16 protein-coding genes are annotated in these 20,692 nt (G+C 65.7%); 8 read left to right on the top strand and 8 right to left on the bottom strand.

Going from position 1 to position 20,692, the window contains the following annotated elements; genetic code table 11:
- Positions 1-5: 5 nt before the first annotated feature.
- From EV580_RS29980 to EV580_RS29995, 4 genes are read right to left on the bottom strand one after another with little or no spacing between them, the layout of a single operon-like run.
- Positions 6-914: an alpha/beta fold hydrolase gene (locus tag EV580_RS29980; protein ID WP_133696247.1), complete on the bottom strand. Its 909-nt coding sequence runs from the start codon at positions 912-914 to the stop codon at positions 6-8.
- Positions 911-1,303, bottom strand: a complete 393-nt coding sequence (locus tag EV580_RS29985) for a Rieske (2Fe-2S) protein (RefSeq protein ID WP_133696249.1) — start codon at positions 1,301-1,303, stop codon at positions 911-913. The genes EV580_RS29980 and EV580_RS29985 overlap by 4 nt, the downstream gene beginning before the upstream one ends.
- Positions 1,304-1,308: 5 nt before the next feature.
- Positions 1,309-2,454, bottom strand: a complete 1,146-nt coding sequence (locus EV580_RS29990; RefSeq protein ID WP_133696251.1) for an amidohydrolase family protein — start codon at positions 2,452-2,454, stop codon at positions 1,309-1,311.
- Positions 2,455-2,475: 21 nt separating this feature from the next.
- The gene (locus EV580_RS29995) at positions 2,476-3,567 is read right to left on the bottom strand and encodes an amidohydrolase family protein (RefSeq protein ID WP_133696253.1); all 1,092 of its coding nucleotides are present in this window, start codon (positions 3,565-3,567) and stop codon (positions 2,476-2,478) included.
- Positions 3,568-3,798: 231 nt separating this feature from the next.
- Here EV580_RS29995 and EV580_RS30000 point away from each other — a divergent pair, with 231 nt between their 5' ends.
- The 3 genes from EV580_RS30000 (at position 3,799) to EV580_RS30010 (ending at position 11,155) form a co-directional block, all read left to right on the top strand.
- The gene (locus EV580_RS30000; protein WP_133696254.1) at positions 3,799-4,791 is read left to right on the top strand and encodes an acyl-CoA dehydrogenase family protein; all 993 of its coding nucleotides are present in this window, start codon (positions 3,799-3,801) and stop codon (positions 4,789-4,791) included.
- Positions 4,792-5,970: an acyl-CoA dehydrogenase family protein gene (locus tag EV580_RS30005; RefSeq protein WP_133696256.1), complete on the top strand. Its 1,179-nt coding sequence runs from the start codon at positions 4,792-4,794 to the stop codon at positions 5,968-5,970.
- Between the two features lie 952 nt (positions 5,971-6,922).
- A complete protein-coding gene (locus EV580_RS30010; RefSeq protein ID WP_133696257.1) occupies positions 6,923-11,155 on the top strand; it encodes a hypothetical protein in 4,233 nt (1,410 codons plus the stop codon).
- A 61-nt stretch (positions 11,156-11,216) separates the two neighbouring features.
- On the opposite strand, the gene EV580_RS30015 is transcribed toward EV580_RS30010, so the two are convergent.
- From EV580_RS30015 to EV580_RS30030, 4 genes are all read right to left on the bottom strand, one after another.
- Positions 11,217-12,584 carry a cytochrome P450 gene (locus EV580_RS30015; protein WP_133696259.1) on the bottom strand — a complete coding sequence of 456 codons (1,368 nt, stop codon included), beginning with the start codon at positions 12,582-12,584 and terminating at the stop codon, positions 11,217-11,219.
- Positions 12,585-12,625: 41 nt separating this feature from the next.
- Positions 12,626-12,823 carry a ferredoxin gene (locus EV580_RS30020; protein WP_133696261.1) on the bottom strand — a complete coding sequence of 66 codons (198 nt, stop codon included), beginning with the start codon at positions 12,821-12,823 and terminating at the stop codon, positions 12,626-12,628.
- Positions 12,824-12,850: 27 nt separating this feature from the next.
- Complete coding sequence (locus EV580_RS30025) at positions 12,851-13,711, bottom strand: mycofactocin-coupled SDR family oxidoreductase (protein WP_133696262.1); 861 nt, start codon at positions 13,709-13,711, stop codon at positions 12,851-12,853.
- A 62-nt stretch (positions 13,712-13,773) separates the two neighbouring features.
- On the bottom strand, positions 13,774-14,475 hold the full coding sequence (locus tag EV580_RS30030; protein ID WP_133696264.1) for an SDR family NAD(P)-dependent oxidoreductase: 702 nt from the start codon (positions 14,473-14,475) through the stop codon (positions 13,774-13,776).
- A 318-nt stretch (positions 14,476-14,793) separates the two neighbouring features.
- Between EV580_RS30030 and EV580_RS30035 the strand changes: the two genes are divergently transcribed.
- Genes EV580_RS30035 through EV580_RS30055 form a run of 5 tightly spaced genes read left to right on the top strand, consistent with a single transcriptional unit; the run spans position 14,794 to position 20,689 of the window.
- Positions 14,794-16,296 carry an aldehyde dehydrogenase family protein gene (locus tag EV580_RS30035; RefSeq protein ID WP_133696266.1) on the top strand — a complete coding sequence of 501 codons (1,503 nt, stop codon included), beginning with the start codon at positions 14,794-14,796 and terminating at the stop codon, positions 16,294-16,296.
- Entirely contained in the window at positions 16,293-17,498 is a 1,206-nt protein-coding gene (locus tag EV580_RS30040) for a CaiB/BaiF CoA transferase family protein (protein WP_133696268.1), read from the top strand. The genes EV580_RS30035 and EV580_RS30040 overlap by 4 nt, the downstream gene beginning before the upstream one ends.
- Before the next feature lie 17 nt (positions 17,499-17,515).
- Positions 17,516-18,727: an OB-fold domain-containing protein gene (locus EV580_RS30045; RefSeq protein WP_133696269.1), complete on the top strand. Its 1,212-nt coding sequence runs from the start codon at positions 17,516-17,518 to the stop codon at positions 18,725-18,727.
- Positions 18,724-19,893 carry a thiolase C-terminal domain-containing protein gene (locus EV580_RS30050; RefSeq protein WP_133696271.1) on the top strand — a complete coding sequence of 390 codons (1,170 nt, stop codon included), beginning with the start codon at positions 18,724-18,726 and terminating at the stop codon, positions 19,891-19,893. The genes EV580_RS30045 and EV580_RS30050 overlap by 4 nt, the downstream gene beginning before the upstream one ends.
- On the top strand, positions 19,883-20,689 hold the full coding sequence (locus EV580_RS30055) for an MlaE family ABC transporter permease (RefSeq protein ID WP_005145551.1): 807 nt from the start codon (positions 19,883-19,885) through the stop codon (positions 20,687-20,689). The genes EV580_RS30050 and EV580_RS30055 overlap by 11 nt, the downstream gene beginning before the upstream one ends.
- Positions 20,690-20,692 lie beyond the last annotated feature (3 nt).

The following is a 20,692-nucleotide window of genomic DNA, read 5'->3' on the forward strand; positions in this document are numbered from 1 at the left end:
GCTGCTCATCGGCGCAGGAAGTCCAGAATGGCCGGGGCGGCCTGCACCCAGGTGTCGAACATGTTGAACCGCTTGACCTTCCCGGATGCCCGGTCTTCACCCGCACGCTCCCAGGCGTCCTCGGGCCACGGCGGGTCGATCAGCGTCGAACCCTTGATGAGGCAGTTGACCTCCATCGACGTGCGCTTGGGATGGTCCCAGTCGTTCTCGCCGCCGCGAATGATCAGGGTGGGCACCTTGATATCGCCGAAGAACTCGTCGTCGACACCGGGTATCGCCTGGCCGGGCTTGGGAACGAACGCGTTGAGCCAGCGCAGGATGACACGGAGGAACTCGTCGGCGTCCATCGCCAGGATCCGGTCCTTGTTCGCCGCGTTCTCGGCGATGCGCTCCTTCCATTCATCCACGTGCAGAAGGCCTTTGATGCCAAGACCACGCACCGCAAGGATGCTCGGCACCAGGTAGTACGAGCCCAGCACGAAGCTGCCGTACACGCCGCCGACGATGTTCCAGACCACCAGCTTGGTGGCGATCTCGGGGTAGAGGATCGTCGTGAGGATCGAATCCCTGGCACCGCCGGAACCGCCGGCGATGATGCACGGACCGATACCCAGGCCGGTGATCAACCCGTGCAGCGTCTCGGCGCGCATGTGGGATTCGCTCTGGCCGTAGAACTGCAGATCGGACTTGCCGCAGTTGGGGCGGTCCCACAGCAGAACCCGGTAGCCGCCCTTGACCAGTTCTTCGGCCAGCGGACGCAGGCCTTCGATGTCCTTGCTGTACCGGCCTCCGGGGGTCAGCGCGATGAAATCGCCCGTGTCTCCCAGGATTTCGTAGACGACGTTGCCGCCGTTGATCTCCATGACCTGTTCGCCGTCGCGCAGCTGCGGACCGGCGGTCACCGAGGCGCTCATGCGGTCACCAGCACGTCGTCGCCCACCACGCGCACCGGGTAGGTGCGGATGCTCCATTCGGGCTTGACCGCCGTGGTGCCAGTTGCCAACTCGAACCCCCATTGGTGCCACGGGCAGTAGATGAATTCCATGTCGCGCACCATCACCGCGTCGCCGGGAACACTCTCGTCGACGATGTTGCGCCCGCGCGGGCGTCCCGAACACAGCGGGCCACCCTCGTGCGGGCAGTAGTTGGCGATGGCGTAGAACGTGCCGTTGACGTTGTACACGCCGACCCCGTGCCGGCCGATCGGCACCAGTTTGTGTGTGCCGGGCGGGATTTCGTCGACGGTGGCGACCACGTGCTCGCGGCCCTGCGCCAGGCGGGGCTGCTTCTTCGGTTCGGTCATCTCTGTCAGAACACCCGCGTCTGGCCCTCGAGGGCCGGCACGGTATCCGGCAGACCATAGGTCTCGATGCCGTTGCGGAACATCACCGCTTCCCGCGCGTGCTCGGGCAGGTGCTTGACCAGCCAGCGCGGATCGTCATACGTCCAGTGCGGGTAGTCCGAGCTGAACAGCAGGATCTTCTCGCATTCCATCCACTCGAAGGCCCGAAGGAGTTCGGTCTTGTCCTCGGGGTAATCCAGCGGCTGGGTGGTGAATTTGATGTGTTCCTTGACGTACTCGCTGGGCTTGCGCTTGATGTCCATCCAGGGCTTGCGGGCCTCGTAGATGGCGTCCATCCGCCACATCAGCGGCAGGATCCAGCTGAAGGCATGTTCGACGAACACGATCCGCAAGGTGGGGAAGCGGTCGAACAGCCCGTCGAAGATCATGCTCATCACCTGATTGGCGGCGAGCAATGAGTAGCTGACCATGAAGTCGTGGTTGTAGCTCGGGAAGCCCACCGGCGGGATCGGCAGCGTCTCGAAGAAGCCGCGCGACAGGTGACAGCTCACCGGCTTTCCGGCCTTGGTGGCCGCCGCCCAGATCGGGTCGTACTTGGGGTCGCCCCACGACGGGCGCGGTTCGGCCTTGATCATGACCTGCGCCATGTAAGGGTGCTCGGCCCACTTCTCGATCTCGCGGGCCCCGCCCTCGGGGTCCTCGATGGCCACGCAGATCGACCCGCGCCAGCGTTCGTGCCAGTTGGTCTTGCTGTCCAGCCAGTGGTCGGCCTGCCAGCTGTTGTGCGCGTAGGACAATGCCGCCGTGGCTTCCGGTATCCGGCACGGCGCGTGTGCGGGCTCGAGGATGCAGATGTCGGCGCCCGCCTCCATCACGGCCTGCTTGAGTGCGAGGTCGGGGTCGCTGCAGGCGAACTCGCCGTCGTCGGGGAAGGTATCCACCCGCATCGCGTAGGCGTGCGCGTAGTCCGGGGCGTCGTAGTAGATCGTCTCGCCGACCCGGTGGTTCCTGAAGTACTTGCTGCGAATCGGCTCGGGGATGTACTCCTGCAGCGCCCCGCGCTTGGGTACAGGGTGCACGTCTGAGTCGACGCAGCGGACGGCAACGCGTTCGGCGGGAGCGACTCGCTCCTGGCTATGGGTCAGAGTCATCGTGGTCTCCTTAGCTCACATCTACTGTGCGGTCACGCCGGCTGGAATGTCTATGCCATAGAGCCGCGCGGCATTGCGCCAGCAGACTTTCTCCCGCTGTTCAGGTGTCCACGCTGCGGGTAGCGCGTGGATATCGGCGCAGTGCCAGTGCGGATAGCTCGAACCGAACATCACCATGTCCTCCTTGCCGGTGAAGGACAGCCATTGGTCGGCGAAGTCGGCATCCCCTGGCCCATCGAGGCTGTTGTGGATGAAGTGAATGTGTCCGGGCAGGTAATCGCTGGGCATCTTCGGCGCCCACGGCGTCTGCTCCAGGTGGGGCCGCCCGAAGCAGTCCATCCGCCACATGAAGGGCGTCATCATGTCGCCGGCACCGTCGGCGAAGACGAACTTCAGGTCCGGCCACCGCTCGAACACACCCTCGGCGATCAGGTTCATCAGGTGATAGATGTAATTGAGCGACATGAAGCCCAGGTACTGCTCGAAGGTCCTGGTGTGCCCGGACGGGGTCGGCGGGAACGCGATGCCCTCGCCGGTTTCGATGTGGACGGCCACCGGTAATCCGGCGTCGACCGCCGCCTGCCACAAGTCCCAGAACTGCGGCTTGCCGTAGAGCTCGCGAGACTGCAGCGGGATGCCGATCTGCACGACGCGGGGGTGGTCCTTGTACTTGTCGATCTCGCGCAATGCGCCGCGGATGTCGTCGGGGTTGACCCGAATGGTGCCGCGGAAGCGCTCGCCGAACTCGGGGTGGTCCAGCCAGCGCGAGACCATCATCTCGTTGTGGGCGGCCAGGATCGCCGTGCCCAGGTGCCGGTCGGGCATGATGCCCCGGCCCATCGGGTGCAGGACCGCGACGTCGACCCCACGATCGGTGAACAGCTGCTGGGCGACGAACGCCGGGTCGGATCCCGGGTACTGCCGGTCGGGTCCGCGGGTTCCGTCGAGGTACTCGCCGCCGGGGGCGCCGTACCAGTCCATCTCGTAGTCGGGGAAGCCACGACTCTTGAACGGCTCCCGCATCACTCCCCGCAACTCGGGGGTCGACCCGAAGAAGATGTGCACGCTCGCGTCGATCACGGGAGTCGTCGTCCCGTCGCGGTGCTCTATCACCAAACCCACCTTCCGGGTGCTCGAACTGGCGTGTAAATCCAAGTTCTTCAACGGCAAGAATACTGTTCTCGCGATTGAGAGTAGAACCTCATTACCACTTTGCCTCAACCGACCGTAGGCAGCAAGCAAATCAGCCGGTAGAGTGCGATACCGTCTAGGGAGAACCGGTGGCGCACGAATGGAGAATTGGATTTCCATTCACATCGGTCCCGTCCGGGCAGGAGGCAACGGGTGCTATTGGAATTCGATGCTGATCAGCGGTTGTGGCAGGACACTGTGCGCGACGCGGTGGCCAAGCAGTGCCCGGCCTCGCTGATCCGCGGGATCGCCGAGGACGGCGTCGACCCGGGACCGCTGTGGGAGTCCTACGTCGAGGCGGGCTGGACCGAACTGGCCGAGGCCGAGAACGCCGTCGAACTCGCGATCGTGCTCGAGGAGTTCGGCCGCGCGACGGACCCGACCCCGTTCCTGGCGACCCTCACCCAATTCGCGCCGTTGGCCGGCGACCGCTACGACCCGCAGCAGGCGGGCGCGGCGGTGTTCGACGGCGTCACCGCACATCGGGATGCCGACGGGTGGGTGCTGTCGGGGACCGCGCGCTACGTCCTGGACGCCGACCGCGCGCAGAAGCTGGCCGTGGTGACCGACGGCGGCGTCTTCCTCGTCGACGCGTCCGTCGCGACCGTGACCCCGATCCAGGTTTTCGACCCGGTGCTGCACGTCGCCGATGTGACGTTCCCCGGTGTGCGTGTCTCCGATGACGACCGCGTGCACGCCGACGCCGAGCGGGCCCGGCACATCGCACTGACCGGCCTGGCGATCACAACGGTCGGGGCGTGTCAGCGCATTCTCGATCTGGCCTTGCAGCATGTGCGGGACCGCCAGCAGTTCGGGGTGCCGATCGGCTCGTTCCAGGCCGTGCAGCACAAGGCCGTCGACATGCACGTCGCGATCGAGCGGGCCCGCGCCCTGGCCTACTTCGCCGCCTTGACGATCAGCGCCGACGACCCGCGCAGGCGGTTGGCCGCGGCCATGGCGAAAGCGGCGGCGGGTGACTGCCAGTCGGTGGTGTTCCGGCATGGCCTCCAACTGTTCGGAGCCATGGGCTTCACGTGGGAGAACGACGTCCAATTCGCGCTCAAGCGCGCCAAGGCCGGCGAGCTGATGCTGGGCGGCGCTGCCGAACACCGCGCCGTCATCGCCGACGAGTACCGGGAACTGTAGATGCAACTTTCATTCGATCCCGACGTCGAGGCCTTCCGCGACGAGTTCAGTGCGTTCCTCGACGCCAACCTGCCGACCGAGGCCGAGACCCTGGAGCGGCCACGGTCGGTGTCGCACATGCCCGACTGGGCGCGACGCTGGCAGCGGCTCTTGTTCGACAACGGTTGGCTGCTGCCCGCGCAGCCGCCCGAGTTCGGCGGCCGCAACGCGTCGATCTTGCAGCAATTCGTCCATCTCGAGGAGCTGTGCAACCGGCGGATCTATCACAGCTTCAACCCGCAGGGCGTGAACATCATTGCGGCGTCGCTGATCTCGTTCGGCTCCGATGAGCAGAAGCACCGCTGGGCGGTGCCCGTGCTCAAAGGCGAGAAGACCGCATCGCTGGGCATGAGCGAGCCGAGTGCCGGTTCCGATCTGGCCTCCCTGCGCACGCGTGCGGTACGCGACGGCGACCACTTCGTGGTCAACGGCCAGAAGGTGTGGACCTCCGGTGCGCACGACGCCGACTTCCTGCTGACATTCGTACGGACCGATCCGGATGCGCCCAAGCACAAGGGGATCAGCGTGCTGATCATCCCGACCGACCTGCCCGGGGTGGTATGCCGGCCGTTCGCGTCGATCTGCGGGGTCGACGACAAGGATTTCAACGAGGTGTTCTTCACCGATGTGCGGGTGCCTGCCGAGAATCTCGTCGGTCCGCTCAACGGCGGCTGGGGAGTGGCCAACGGGTCCCTGGGCCACGAGCGCACGATGATGTGGCTGGGATTCGCCGACCGGATCGCCAACATGATCGGCGACTTCGAACCGCGCACGCCGCTGGAGAAAGACCAGTACGCCTCGATGATCATGGACTACCAGGCATTGCGCCTGATGGGTTCCTCCGGGCTGGCCAAGGCCGCGCGGGGCGAATCCGACGTGGCATCGGTGTCAGTCGTCAAGCTGTTCGGCTCGGAGGCGGAGTTGCGCGCGTCCGAATACGCTCTTGCCGCAGCGGGTTCGGATGGCCTGGTGCATCCGTCCAGCACGGGACCGTATGCGCACATGAACCTGGATCACTACTTCGCGAGCTGGTTCGAGCGTCATGCGCGCAGCTTCTCGGGAACGATCGCCGGGGGGACCTCGGAGATCCAGCGCAACATCATCGCCCAGCAGGTTCTGGGTCTCCCGCGCGGCAAATAGGCCGTATCCCGCCCAGCGCGACCCGATCCACCTCTGCTCGTCGCCATACCCACGGCGGCGAGCAGAGCTTTTTCACGCCTGGTGACGGCAGCTTTCTGCACGAGGGTTAATTCTGACTCGCGGTTGGGTACATCTCCGTCTGCCCGCAGGGCGCGGAGTCCCGGAAGCCGACCGGTGGCACCGCTGCAGATTGTTTGCTGACCGATTCCGGGCCTCATCGACGGGCTCTCAGGAATTTCTAGGATTGCGAGCGCGATCCTGTGAGAAATACGCACCTAGTTAATGCGACTGGACCCAATTAAGTCCGGATAATCCACGCAGTCAGCGAACATAGAGCGCCCCGTAATCAGGGAATACCAATAACGCTCGCCGCCTTGGCGGTGCTGCGCTCCCAGGTCTACCGCTCGGTGAGCTTGGGAAACACGTTGGTCCCACTGTTCCCACCCGGCGCACGGTTCAAACCACCGCTCGCAAACTCGTCAGCGATGTCAGTCCCCGAGCTACTGCGGCCGGGCGAGCTCGTGGGAGCGGGCCCGGTGCGGCGTGTCGCCGCTGTGAATCTCCATGAATTTTTCCGGAAGCCGCCTGCCGGGGGCAACGGTCACGGCGAAGGCGGCTGTGGGCCACCGGGTTAAGCGGACAGCTTGCTATCACTTGACCGGGCGTATGGCCTGCGCGCAAAGCCGGGACGTGCGCTACCAGGCGTCGGCAGCACACACGCAGGTCGCAGCCCGCTCGGCTCATGGGCACAGCAGCAGCACCGATATTTGCTAATCATTTGTATGCACGAACGTCAAATAAATTTAGCGAAGTTCGCGACAGCTAACTGGAAGCATTTCGCTTCTTAAATTGACTAGCAACGCAAAAAATCTGAGAGGAATCTCTTGGCTACTTAGGTTCTTCTCAGGTAAGTTCGCGCCTATCGGGGCACAGCCATTTTGAAGGGATAGTCATGGACGTTGCTGTTCGGTCATACCTGACCGCGGGGGTGGCAGTATTCGGCGCGAGCGCGATTGCGTTGGCGCCCATTCAGGTCACGCCGCCAAACCTCCATCTAGCGCAAGATCGGGCGCTCTCGGCCCTGGCCGATGTCTCACTGTCCTCGCTCTCCGATGTCATCCAGGCGATCAACAACGGCTGGAACGGCGTGAAGGGCGGGCTCAACGCCCTCAACGGCGCCGCCGACACCGCGATCACTCAGTTGGGTGACGCGCTGCAGGCCGCGCTCATCTCCGGCATTGGATCGGGTAACACGGCGGTCCAGTCCATCGTCGACGGTCTACTCGACGGCGGCAGCGCGCTCGCCCAAGCGGTCGACAACGCCGTGGCTCAGTTCGGAGATCCCCAGGTCTTCATCAATGCCCTGGTGCAGGCGTTCACCAATGTGAACGTCAACCTCGGACTGGCGCTGCAGGCTGCGCTCAATGTGAGCATCCAGGGTGCGGCCGATCTGGCCGCTGCCATCGAGGCCGGCGGCGCCGCGCTCGCTGCCGCGTTCAACGCTGCCGTGGCCGCATTCCCGAGCCCGGCGGACTTCGCCGCCGCTCTGACCGCTGCGTTGTCGGCGGTCAACCCGACCCTCGGCATCCTCGCCAATGCGCTGACGACGTTCACGGGTCAGTTGAACGAGACGCTGCAGGCGGGAATTGCGGCCGGGCTCACCGGTTTCCAGGCGCTGCTCAATGCGCTGAGCAATCCGGCGAGCGCTTTGTTCGCGGCCTTCCAGGCTGCGCTGGCGGCGTTCCCGAACCCGCAGGCGTTCTTCAACGCGCTGGTTCAGGCGTTCGGCAACATCGACGTCAACCTCGGGCTGGCCCTGCAGGCTGTCATCAACGCGACCATCGACGGACCGCAGGCGTTCCTCGAGGCGCTGGTCTCCGGTGGGGCCGCGTTGGCGGCGGCTTTCAATGCCGCACTGGCCAACTTCCCCAGTCCGGCAGCGTTCGTTGCGGCCCTCAACGGTGCACTCGCGGCGATCAATCCGACCCTCGGCGTTCTGGCCACTGCCTTCACCAACTTCACGGGTCAGCTCGCTGACACGCTGCAGGCGGGAATTGCGGCCGGGCTCACCGGTTTCCAGGCGCTGCTCAATGCGCTGAGCAATCCGGCGAGCGCTTTGTTCGCGGCCTTCCAGGCTGCGCTGGCGGCGTTCCCGAACCCGCAGGCGTTCTTCAACGCGCTGGTTCAGGCGTTCGGCAACATCGACGTCAACCTCGGGCTGGCCCTGCAGGCTGTCATCAACGCGACCATCAACGGACCGCAGGCGTTCCTCAACGCACTGATCCAAGGTGGGGCGGCACTGGCCGCGGCCTTCAATGCCGCACTGGCCAACTTCCCCTCGCCGCAGGCATTCGTCGACGCGTTCACGGGCGCACTGGCGGCGCTCAACCCGACGCTCGGCATCCTCGCCAACGCGTTCACCACGTTCACGGGTCAGCTCGCTACCACGCTCCAGGCCGGAATTGCGGCCGGGCTCACCGGTTTCCAGGCGCTGCTCGATGCGCTGGGCAATCCGGCCAGTGCTTTGTACGCGGCTTTCCAGGCTGCGCTGGCGGCGTTCCCGAACCCGGAGGCGTTCTTCAACGCGCTGGTTCAGGCGTTCAGCAATATCGACGTCAACCTCGGGCTGGCCTTGCAGGCGGCGCTCAGTCTCGGTGTCGATGGCCTACAGGGCTTCATCGATGCGCTCGTCTCGGGCGGGGCAACCCTGGCCGCGGCCTTCAACGCCGCGCTGGCCAACTTCCCGTCGCCGGCGGCATTCGTGGCGGCCCTCAACGGTGCGCTCGCGGCCATCAACCCGACCCTCGGGGTATTGGCCAATGCGCTGACGACCTTCACGGGGCAGTTGGCTGACACGCTGCAGGCCGGAATTGCGGCTGGGCTCACCGGTTTCCAGGCGCTGCTCAATGCGCTGGGCAATCCGGCCAGCGCCCTGTTCGCGGCCTTCCAGGCAGCCCTGAACGCCTTCCCGAACCCGCAGGCGTTCATCAACGCGCTGGTTCAGGCGTTCGGCAGCATCGACGTCAACCTCGGGCTCGCCTTGCAGGCGGTGCTGAACGCGGCGATCGACGGACCGCAGGCGTTCCTCAACGCGCTGATCCAGGGTGGGGCGGCACTGGCCGCGGCCTTCAACGCCGCGCTGGCCAACTTCCCGTCACCGCAGGCCTTCGTGGATGCGTTCGTCGGAGCCTTGGCGGCGATCAACCCGACGCTCGGGGTGCTGGCCAACGCCTTCACCACGTTCACTGGCCAGCTCGCCGACACCATCCAGGCGGGAATTGCGGCCGGGCTCACCGGATTCCAGGCGCTGCTCGATGCGCTCGGTAACCCGGCCAGTGCCCTGTTCGCGGCGCTCCAGGCGGCCATTGCCGCCTTCCCGAACCCGCAGGCGTTCTTCAACGCTCTGGTTCAGGCGTTCAGCAATATCGACGTCAACCTGGGGCTGGCCCTGCAGGCCATCATCAACGCGACGATCGATGGTCCGCAGGCGTTCATCAACGCACTGGTCTCCGGTGGGGCGGCCTTGGCCGCGGCCTTCAACGCCGCGCTGGCCAACTTCCCGTCGCCGGCGGAGTTCGTCGCGGCCCTCAACGGTGCGCTCGCGGCGATCAACCCGACGCTCGGGGTGCTGGCCAACGCGTTCACCACGTTCACCGGCCAGCTCGCTGACACCATCCAGGCGGGAATTGCGGCGGGAGTCACCGGTTTCCAGGCGCTGCTCGACGCGCTCGGTAACCCGGCGAGTGCGTTGTTCGCTGCCTTCCAGGCGGCCCTGGCGGCGTTCCCGAACCCGCAGGCGTTCATCAACGCCCTGGTGGATGCGTTCGGCAACATCGACGCCAACCTTGGGCTCGCACTGCAGCTCGTGCTGAACGCGGCGATCGATGGTCCGCAGGCGTTCATCGATGCACTGGTCTCGGGTGGGGCGGCGTTGGCCGCGGCCTTCAATGCCGCGCTGGCGAACTTCCCGAGCCCGGAGGCGTTCGTGGCCGCACTGAACAACGCGTTGGGCGCGATCAACCCCGCGCTGGGAATCCTCGCTAACGCCTTCACGACGTTCACGGGCCAGGTGGCGGACACGATCCAGGCGGGAATTGCGGCGGGAGTCACCGGTTTCCAGGCGCTGCTCGATGCGCTGGGCAACCCGGCCAGCGCCCTGTATGCGGCGTTCCAGGCGGCCCTGGCGGCGTTCCCGAACCCGCAGGCCTTCATCAACGCCCTCGTGGACGCCTTCAGCAACATCGACGTCAACCTGGGTCTTGCGCTGCAAGCGGTGCTCAACCTGAATCTCGATGGGGCACAGGCGATCATCAACGCGTTGGCGAACGGTGGCGCGCAGTTGGCCGCAGCGTTCAACGCCGCGCTGGCCAACTTCCCGAGCCCTGCCGCGTTTGTCGACGCGCTGACCGGTGTGCTCGGCGGCGGGCTCGATACGGTGCTCGCGGCCGGACAGCAGTTGTTCAACAACGGCGCCGCGGTGCTGCAGGCCGGCCTGGAAGCCGGTGTCGCAGCGGGCAACCAGTTGATCGATGCTCTCCGCAATGGGTTGGTCGTCGGCGGCACGGCACTGAACGCGGCGATCAATGCCGCGCTGGCGGCGTTCCCGACACCGGAAGCCGTGGTGAATGCTCTGGCGACCGCAGGTGCGAACTTCGCGGCAGGGCTGAACTCCCTGGTCAAGTCGATCAACGCGAGCCTGGGGATCAACATCAGCTTCAACCTCGGTGGTATCCACATCGGTGGTGGCATCAACGCCGGAGCAGGGGCTGCGGCCCTGGCCGCGGCCGGTGCCGCAGGAGCCGCCACGGTGAAGAGCGTCAACGATTCGGTGACGAGCATCGCCGGCAATGCGCCGACGGTCTCGCTGAAGGTCCCGGACAGCGCTCCGGCACCGGCAACCACGAGCAAGGCTGCTCCGAGCAAGACGGTGTCGGCTCCGTCGCTGCCCAAGCTGTCGCTGCCCGCGCCGCCGAAGCTGTCGCTGCCCGCGCCGCCGAAGCTGTCGCTGCCTGCGCCGCCCAAGGTGTCGCTGCCCGCGCCGCCCAAGGTGTCGCTGCCGTCGCTTCCGAAGCCGCCGTCGTCGAAGGGGTCCTCGGATTCCAAGAGCGACAGCTCGGCCAAGAGCGACAGCTCGTCGAAGAAGTCCGGTGGCTCGGCCGGCAGCGCCAAGAAGGGCGCGGCCTAGCCCACAACGAATCGTGGCCCCTCCGAATGGAGGGGCCACGTTCGTTTTGTCGGAAAGGCGTTCAGCGCCAGTCGATGACGGCGGCTTCCTTGTGTTCGGTGATGGGCCGCGCCAGGCCCTGCTCGACGCACGCCTTCTGCAGCAGCTCCAGCGTCTCGTCGAGCCCGGGGCCAAGGCGCTTGCCCGGCGTGAAATCCGCGGGCAGATGCTTCATGCCTTGGATGACGCCGATGCTTTCGTAGTGCACAGTGCCTTCGGGGTCGCACACGTAGTCGGGCATCCGGTCGAGCACAGCGGTCACCATCGCCTTGAATACCGTTCTGGCGACGTTCGACCCGACGCAGCGATGCACGCCGATGCCGAAGCTGAAGTGCCGGTTGCCCTTTCGATCGAGAATGACCTCATTGGGCTTCTCGAACACCGCGGGATCCCGGTTGGCCATCGCCCACGACAGCCAGAGACGCTCACCCTCCTTGAACTGGTGTCCCTCGAATTCGACGTCGCCGGAGAAGGTACGCCCATCACCCGGCGCCGGGGTGTAGTAGCGCAGGAACTCTTCGGTAGCCGGCGCCAATAGCGTGTCCCGCTCGCGGCTGAGCCGTTCGCGCTCAAGCGGATTCTCACTCAGCCACTCCAGCGAGTGCGCGGTCAGTGCGGTGGTGGTGTCGAAGCCGCCGCCGATGATCAGCCCCAGGTTGCCCAAGATCTCCAGATCGGGGGCGGGCTCACCGTCGATGCGCAACTGCAGCAACGCATTCACCAGACCGGGCCGCGGATTCTCTCGCACCTCCATCATGGTGGTGACCATGTCGAGGCCCATTTGCCGGTTCATCTCGGCGACCCGCGGGGCGTCGGGTGAATGCTCCGGGGTCGACACCGACAGGTGGGCGGGCTCGCTGTAGACCGGCCACTTCTTGAGCTCGATACCCATCATCGCCAGGGTGAGCACCGCGGGCACGATGTTGGCGAGGTCGTCGACGAAGTCGATGTGCCCCGATTCGATCTTCTCGTCGAGTGAGGCGCGGACGATCTCGTCGACGAATGGTGCCCACCGTTTGACGGCGGCAGGGGACAGGTACGGGTTCAGAGCCCCGCGGTAGTCGCTGTGCTCCGGCTCGTCCATTTCCAAGATGCCGCCACGAACGACGGTGGCCCGCTGGGCTTTTGGAATCGTGATGCCCTGATACGGGGTCTCGCCGGTGAGATCGTGGTGGTTGGACACCACCGGGCAGCGGGCCAGCTCGAAGACCTCTTTGCTGCCCGCCGCGACCCAGTGGCCGTTGTACACGTCGGTCCACGCCATCGGGCACCGGGACTGCATCTCCTCGGTGATCTTCCCGAATTGCTCCCGATACTCCGGCGTGTGGCGATCGAAGTGGTAGTTCGGCTGCTTCCGATCGGTGTCGTCGGTGACGTCATCGATGCTCAAGGCGTTGTCTCCCTTGATAGTTCGTGGTGGGCAGGCTGGTCTCAGTCCTCTTCGATGAGGATCGCCTGCTCGGGGCAGGACTGCACGGCTTCGCGAACGAGGTCTTCCTGGTCGGGTGGGACCACCTCGGTGACAGGTGACGAGCTGCCGTCGATATCACTGAGCTGGAACATATCTGGAGCGATCATGGCGCACAGCGTGTGCCCCTGGCACCGCTCCTGATCAACGCGGACCTTCACAGTTTCCCTTCCCTTACGATGCAGTCGTCAGACGTGGTAGTCGTACCACTTGAGGTAGCCGCCGGCGTCGACGCGCAACTGCATGCCGGTGACGAACCGTGACTCCTCGGACGCCAGCCACAGCACGGCATTGCTGATGTCCTCGGGCTCGATGTAGTTGACCCGCATCGCCTGCTGAACGCTGAATACGGGTTCGGCGTCGGCGCGCGTCGGGTTTTCCAGATCCGGCCGGAACGAGCGGTACATGGGTTCGCTCTGCAGCATGTCGGTGTTGCAGTTGGTCGGGTGGATGACGTTGGCGCGAATCCCGCGCACGGCCAGTTCAGTGGCCAGGTAGTGCACGTACTCCGAGATGAATCGCTTGGAGATCATGTAGCCCATACCGCCGGGGTCGCCGCCTGGATTGGGCTTGTTGTGTGCGTCCATGAGCGCCGCGGACGAGGCGGTCGCGATGATGGACGCGCCTTCCTTGAGGTGCGGTAGCGCGACCTGAATGGCATTGATCGTGCCCACGAAGTTGGTGTTGATGCCGTCGGTCCAGGCCTGCATCGGGGGCTGACCCTTCATGGCAGCGATCCCGGCCTGTGCAACCACGATGTCGAGCTTCCCGAACTCGGCGAGCCCGGCCTCGAGCGCGGCACGGAGTTCTGCCTCCACTCGCACGTCGGCCTGTGCGGTCACGATGCGTTGGCCGGTCTTCTCGACGTAATTCTTGGTCTCCTCGAGGTCCTCGAGGGTGGCCATCGGATAGCCAACGGTGTCGAAGTCCTTGCAGATGTCGACGGCGATGATGTCGGCGCCCTCTTCGGCCAGCTTCAGCGCGTGGCTGCGGCCCTGCCCCCGCGCTGCGCCGGTGATGAAGGCAACCTTGCCTTGGACTCGTCCCACAGATGTTCCTCTCTCTAACTGCCCAGATGTCGTTGTCTCTAAAGCCTTGAACCGCTACATGCTCAGGTGTTGCGCCCGCCATTGACGCCGAGGATCTGGCCGGTGATGTAGCCGGCCTCCTCGGAGATGAAGAACGCGCACGCGGCGGCGATGTCTTCGGGCCTGCCGATCCGGCCGACCGGGGTCCGGCTGATGGCCTCGTCGACCGAGCCGAGGTTGCCGCGGGCTTCCGCCTTACGCAGCATCGGGGTGTCGACGAAGCCGGGTGGGACGGCGTTGACCGTGATGCCGGCCGGGCCGTATTCCAGGGCAAGGCTTTTCGTCAGCCCGTTGACGCCGGACTTGGCGGCTACATAGGCCGACATGTACGGCGCGCCCGAATGCGTGCTCGACGACGAGATGTTCACGATGCGGCCCCAGCCGGCCTCGATCATGTCGGGCAGAACGGCCTGAATGGTGTGGAAGACGCCGTGCAGGTTGATGTCGACGATCTTCTTCCAGTCTTCGAAGCTGATGTCGGTGAACCGGCGAAAGGAGTCGCGGCCCGCGGCATTGACCAGGATGGTCACCGGGCCCAGCGCGGCGTGGACGTCGGCCAGCGCGGCGTCGACCTGCGCGCGGTCGGAGACGTCGGCGACGTACGAGAAATCAGTATCGGAGGGATTCAGGTCGACCGTGGCCACGTGGTAGCCGTCAGAGCGAAGCCGAGCGGCCACGGCCGCACCGATTCCCGAGCCGCCACCGGTCACCAATGCCGTCTTCACAGACGGTCTCCATTGCCGTAGAAGAAAGGACGACACAGTTCACTACGGCGTCCGCGCACCGTAGCGTCGCCGTACCAGCGGATCTCGGATCTCAAGAATCTCCCTTTCTGATATGAGAACGCTACTCTCGGTGTGATCCATTTCGCAAGACACTTCGGCGCAATCTGTCTAACTGCGGAGATGCGTTGCGGAGTCACGCACATCGGACGCGTGTCCGATGACAGGATGTTCCTCCAACGCGGCTTGAGTTCTCATGGGCCGAATGTATGATTCGCCGGAGATGAGAACCGAGTTATCCACCCATTGGAGGAGTTGCTGATGCCTGCCCAGGACGCGACGGCAACCATCGCGAGCGCCGAGCAAGCGGCGGGGGGCCAGGTGTCCGACCGGCAGATGCTGATCGACGGCCAGCTCGTAGGGGCTGCACAGACCTATCCGTCGATCAATCCGGCAAACGGTGAGGTGGTCGGCTACGCACCCAACGCGAGCGTCGCCGACGCCGAGCGTGCGATCGCCGCCGCCCGCAACGCCTTCGACAACACCGACTGGGCGACCAACGTCGAACTGCGCATCCGTTGCATGGAGCAGCTGCACGCCGCGCTGGTCGAACACAGCGACGAGCTGCGCGCGCTGACGATTGCCGAAGTGGGCGCGACCAAAGCCCTGACCGAGAGCGCCCAGCTCGACGACCCCATCAGGATCGTCGGGTACTACGCGAACCTGCTGAAGACCTACGAGATGAGCGAGGACCTCGGCGAGATCGAGAGCCGCGGCCAGCGCCACCATCGCTGGGTGGAGAAGGAAGCCGCCGGCGTGGTGGCCGCCATCATCGCTTACAACTATCCGAACCAGCTGGCACTAGCCAAGCTCGGCCCGTCGCTGGCCGCCGGCTGCACCGTCATCCTCAAGGCCGCTCCCGACACCCCGCTGACCACGCTGGCGCTCGGCGAAGTGATCGCGAAATACACCGACATCCCGGCCGGTGTGGTCAACGTGATCAGCTCCGCCGACGCCGCTGTCGGCGCCGCGCTGACCACCAGCCCCGACGTCGACGTCGTAACCTTCACCGGCTCGACCGCCACCGGGCGCAAGATCATGGCGGCGGCCAGCGACACCATCAAGAAGGTCTTCCTGGAGCTCGGCGGCAAGTCGGCCATGATCGTGCTCGACGACGCCGACTTCAACAACTGCGCCATGATGGCCGCGTTCATGATCTGCTCGCACGCCGGGCAGGGCTGCGCGATCACGACGCGGCTGCTGGTGCCGCGCAAGCACCACGACGAGATCGTCGAGCTGGTGAAGAACTTCATGGGCATGGTCCGCTACGGCGACCCGTCGGACCCGTCCACCTATATGGGTCCGCTGATCAACGACACCCAGCGCGACAAGGTCGACGGCATGGTCCAGCGCGCGGTCGCAGCGGGCGCCACCGTGGTCACCGGTGGCAAGAAGGCCGAGGGGCCGGGCTTCTTCTACGAGCCCACGCTGGTCACCAACGTTGCCCCCGACAGCGAGATCGCCCAGGAGGAGCTGTTCGGGCCGGTGCTGGCCGTCCTCGCCTACGACGATGACGACGATGCGGTCCGGATCGCCAACAATTCCATCTACGGCCTGTCCGGCGGGGTGTTCGGCGGCCACGACCGCGCGCTGGCGATCGCCCGCCGGATCCGTACCGGCACGATGGGGATCAACGGCGGCAACTACTTCGGGCCGGACAGCCCGTTCGGCGGCTACAAGCAGTCCGGTGTCGGCCGCGAGATGGGTGTGGCCGGCCTGGAGGAATTCCTCGAGCGCAAGACCCTCGCGGCGGTCGTTTCGTGAGGCCGCTGGAAGGGGTTCGCGTCCTCGAGGTCGCGATGTACGGCTTTGTGCCGTCGTGCGGCGCGGTGCTCGGCGAGTGGGGTGCCGACGTCATCAAGGTCGAGCATGCGGTGACCGGCGACCCGCAGCGTGGTCTGCGGCAGACCGGCCCGCTTCGGGTCGAAGGCGATCCCAACCCGAACATCGAGCACGCCAACCGTGGCAAGCGCAGCATCGGCCTCGACATGTCGGTGCCGGAGGGCAAAGAGGTACTGCTGGAGCTGGCGAAAAAAGCCGATGTGTTCCTGACCAGTTTCCTGCCCGGACACCGGCAGAAGTTCGGCATCGACGTCGACGACATCCGTGCGGTGAACCCCAAGATCATCTACGCGCGTGGCAGCGCGCTCGGTCCGCGCGGCGAGGAATCGGTCAAGGGCGGCTATGACATGACCGCCTTCTGGTGTCGCGCAGGCACTGCCGCCACCATCACGCCGCCCGGTATCGAGGGCATGATCGCCCCGCCGGGGCCGGCCTACGGTGACACGATCTCCGGCACCAACCTCGCCGGCGGGATCGCGGCCGCGCTGTTCCAGCGTGAGCGCACCGGCGAACCGTCCGTCGTCGACGTCTCGCTGCTCGGCAGCGGCCTGTGGTCGATGGGTCACACGGTGGCGCTGACCCAGCACCTGCAGCAGCAGATGGTGCAGCCGCCGCCGGGCGTGCACGGTTCGCCGATCAACCCGCTCGTCGGCCTCTACACCACCGCCGACGACCGTTACATCTCCTTTGTGATGATGCAGCCCACCAAATTCTGGGCCGACGTGTGCAAGCACATGGACCTCGACGAGCTCGCCGATGACCCGCGCTTCGCGACCGCGGAATCGATCGCGGAGAACACCGCGGCCGCCGTGGACATCCTGCGCGAGGCGATGGCCAAGCGGCCGCTGCTCGAGTGGAGTGAGCGGTTCGCGACGCTGGCCGGGCCGTGGGCGCCGGTGCAGGACACCCTGCAGGCCGCTCAGGACGCGCAGATCCGTGCCAACGAATACATCGTGCAGGCGGGCGAATTGGAGCTCGTCGCCAATCCGGTGCAGTTCGACGTGGCCGCGCCGCAGACCGGGCCCGCGCCGGGATTCGCCGAGCAGACCGACGAGATCCTCGAAGAGCTCGGCTTGGACTGGGACCGCATCATCGAACTCAAGACCGCTGGCGCGGTCACCTAGGTCGCGCCGGAGAGCACATGCCGCACATCATCGCCATTGGCACATACCTACCCTCGTGGGGGTGTGATGCACATCGCATTGCCGGCGATGACGAGGACGCGATCACACTCGCTGTTGAAGCCGGACGGGCGGCGCTGTCCGAAGGCGGCGCCGTCGAACGGGTCGTGCTGGTCAGCCGGGACCTGCCGCTGCTGGAGAGCAGCAACGCCGCGGTGCTGCTCGCCGGGCTCGGGCTGGATCCCGAGCTCGAAGTCGACGAGCGGCTCGGGGGAGCACCCGCCACGCTGGACGCGGTCAGCTCGGCCCGCCCCCGCACCCTGGTCATCGGCAGCGATCTGGATCCGGCCGGCGCGGCGGCGATCCTGACCGCCGAGAGCGGGCTGCAGGTACGCACGGCCGCGCGGGTGGCGCGCAGCCTCCCGGTCCGCACCCGCAACGCCAGCGGGGCGGTGCACGACTACGGCGACCCGCGACTGCTTCACGAACGCGGTCTTGTCGCCTCATTGGCGGCGGCCTGGCTCGACACTCCGGTCGCCCTGGCCGGGGTCGATCATGACCGGGTCGCCGAGCTGTGTGGCGGCGACCCGCCCGCACTGCCGACCGCGGGTGCCAGTGCCGGACTGTTCGCGTTGGCCGCACTTGCCGAGTCGCGCACCAACGGTCCCCTGGTGGCCGTCGAGCAGGCCAGCCTGTCCGGGGTGACCGTGGTCGGCGGCGACGCCGCGGTCTACCGGCGTGAGCCGGCAGCTCGTCCGCGTCCGCAGACCAAGGCCGTTGCGGGCCAGGAGATCCCGATCTCGCTGGCCGCCTATGAGCGGGCCTTCGAAGCGAAGGTGCGCTGGGAGGCCGGCCGGCACAGCGGCAGTGACGAATTGGACTTTCCGCCCCGCTACCGCCTCGATGAGAACGGCCGGCTCACCACCGACTACGAAATGGTGCCGCTGCCCCGCGTGGGCACGGTCTACACCGAGGTCACCGTGCACATCCCGGTGCCGGGGCTGCGCACGCCCTACTCGCTGGCCCTCGTCGAGCTCGACGATGTCGGTGTCCGGGCGCTGGTGAAGGTCACCGGCGTCGAAGCGGGCACGGTACAGATCGGCGATCGGGGACGGCTCACCCTGCGCCGGGTCGCGATGAGATCCGGTGTCCCCGACTACGGGTACTCATTCGAGCCGTATCAGCCCGTCAGCCCCCGGGAACCGTCCGTCCGGTCGTGGGGTGCCGCATGAGGCGCGTCGCGGTCGTGGGCGCCGGCATGACGGCGTTCGGGGAGCATTTCGCACTCGGGATGAAGGACCTGCTTCCGATGGCATTCGCCGAGTGCGCCGCCCGTGTTGACAAGGGCGTCAAGAAGTCTGAGATCGACGCGGCGTGGTTCGGCGCGATGGGAACCCCCGACGGATTCCCGGCGGGCATCCTGGCGGATTCGCTCGGCTTGCCCGATCTGCCCGTCACCCGGATCGAGAACTCCTGTGCCACCGGCAATGACACGGTCCGCAACGCCCTCTATGGCATCGCGTCCGGGGCAGCCGACGTCGCGCTGGTGATGGGTGCGGACAAGGTGCGCGAAACCGCTTCCAAGCAAATGCTCTGGGAGTGGGAGGCGATGGCCCGCGATATGGCGTGGGATTACCCGCTGGGGTTGGTCTCGCCGGCCGGATTCGCTCTCCACGTTGCGCGTTATTTGCACGAAACCCCCGCCACCCGTGAGCACATGGCGATGGTCGCGGTGAAGAACCATCGCAACGGCGTGTCCAATCCAAAAGCCCGGTTACGTTTCGAGGTGACCCTCGACGAGGTGCTCAGGGCGCCGACGGTGGTGACACCGTTCGGTGTGTATGACTGCGCCCCCCAAAGTGACGGCGCCGCAGCACTTTTGCTGGCAGCCGAAGATGTGGTTGACCGCTTCACCGACCGGCCGGTGTGGATCCGCGGAGTGGGTCTTGGCCTGGACTCGGTCATGCATCAGCACAAGGCCGACTTGACCACATTTCCGGCGACGGTACGCGCGGCCAAAAGAGCGTTCAGTATGGCAAATTTGACGCCCGCTGATATCGATGTGGCAGAAGTTCATGATTTCTTCACCGGCATCGAGCTGATCAGCTATGAAGATCTCGGCTTCGCCGAACCTGCGGAGGCCTACAAATTGATGGAGGCCGAGGTGACTTGTGTTGGCGGAGCGTTGCCCGTGAATCCCAGCGGTGGCCTGAAGGCCAAGGGACACCCGCCCGGTGCCACCGGAGTGGCCCAGTGCGTGGAGCTCTTCGAGCAACTCCGTGGCGAGGCGAGGAACCAGGTGGACGGTGCCCGAATCGGGCTGGCCCACAACATTGGTGGGCCGACGGCAGTGTCCGCGGTGACGATTCTGGAAGGACCGGGTACCGATGGCAGGTAAGGGACCGGATCGGTGGTCGACGGGCATCTCTCTGAAGAGTGCCGCAGGCCCGATGCAGGCCATTGGTGGCTTGTTCGCGATGTCGGCTGACGCGGTGCGGTTTGTGTTCCGCAAGCCGTTTCAGTGGCGGGAGTTTTTGGAGCAGTCGTGGTTTGTGGCGCGGGTGTCGTTGGCGCCGACGTTGTTGGTGGCGATTCCGTTCACGGTGTTGGTGTCGTTCACTCTGAACATCCTGTTGCGGGAGTTGGGTGCTGCGGATCTCTCGGGTGCTGGTGCTGCGTTTGGTGCGGTCACGCAGGTGGGTCCGTTGGTGACGGTGTTGATCGTGGCCGGTGCGGGGGCGACGGCGATGTGTGCGGATTTGGGGTCGCGCACGATTCGTGAAGAGATCGACGCGATGGAAGTGTTGGGCATTAATCCGGTGCAGCGGTTGGTGACTCCGCGGATGCTGGCCTCGGGTCTGGTGGCGTTGCTGCTCAATAGCTTGGTGGTGATCATCGGGATTTTGGGTGGTTACGTCTTCTCGGTGTTCGTTCAGGATGTGAACCCCGGCGCGTTCGCTGCCGGCATCACGTTGTTGACCGGGGTGCCCGAGGTGATCATCTCCTGTGTCAAGGCGGCGTTGTTCGGTCTGATCGCGGGTCTGGTGGCCTGCTATCGGGGGTTGACGATCACCGGTGGTGGCGCCAAGGCGGTGGGTAACGCGGTCAACGAGACGGTGGTGTATGCGTTCATGGCCCTGTTCGTGGTCAACGTGGTCGTCACGGCCATCGGTATCCGGATGAGCGCGAGGTAGGAA

Origin of the sequence: Mycobacterium sp. BK086, assembly GCA_004362315.1 — a bacterium.
GTDB lineage: Bacteria > Actinomycetota > Actinomycetes > Mycobacteriales > Mycobacteriaceae > Mycobacterium.

Excerpts from the sequence above, each read along its gene's own strand:
- EV580_RS29980 (WP_133696247.1), bottom strand. The coding sequence starts at position 914 with ATGAGCGCCTCGGTGACCGCCGGTCCGCAGCTGCGCGACGGCGAACAG.
- EV580_RS29985 (WP_133696249.1), bottom strand. The coding sequence starts at position 1,303 with ATGACCGAACCGAAGAAGCAGCCCCGCCTGGCGCAGGGCCGCGAGCAC.
- EV580_RS29990 (WP_133696251.1), bottom strand. The coding sequence starts at position 2,454 with ATGACTCTGACCCATAGCCAGGAGCGAGTCGCTCCCGCCGAACGCGTT.
- EV580_RS30005 (WP_133696256.1), top strand. The coding sequence starts at position 4,792 with ATGCAACTTTCATTCGATCCCGACGTCGAGGCCTTCCGCGACGAGTTC.
- EV580_RS30010 (WP_133696257.1), top strand. The coding sequence starts at position 6,923 with ATGGACGTTGCTGTTCGGTCATACCTGACCGCGGGGGTGGCAGTATTC.
- EV580_RS30035 (WP_133696266.1), top strand. The coding sequence starts at position 14,794 with ATGCCTGCCCAGGACGCGACGGCAACCATCGCGAGCGCCGAGCAAGCG.
- EV580_RS30045 (WP_133696269.1), top strand. The coding sequence starts at position 17,516 with ATGCCGCACATCATCGCCATTGGCACATACCTACCCTCGTGGGGGTGT.
- EV580_RS30050 (WP_133696271.1), top strand. The coding sequence starts at position 18,724 with ATGAGGCGCGTCGCGGTCGTGGGCGCCGGCATGACGGCGTTCGGGGAG.
- EV580_RS30055 (WP_005145551.1), top strand. The coding sequence starts at position 19,883 with ATGGCAGGTAAGGGACCGGATCGGTGGTCGACGGGCATCTCTCTGAAG.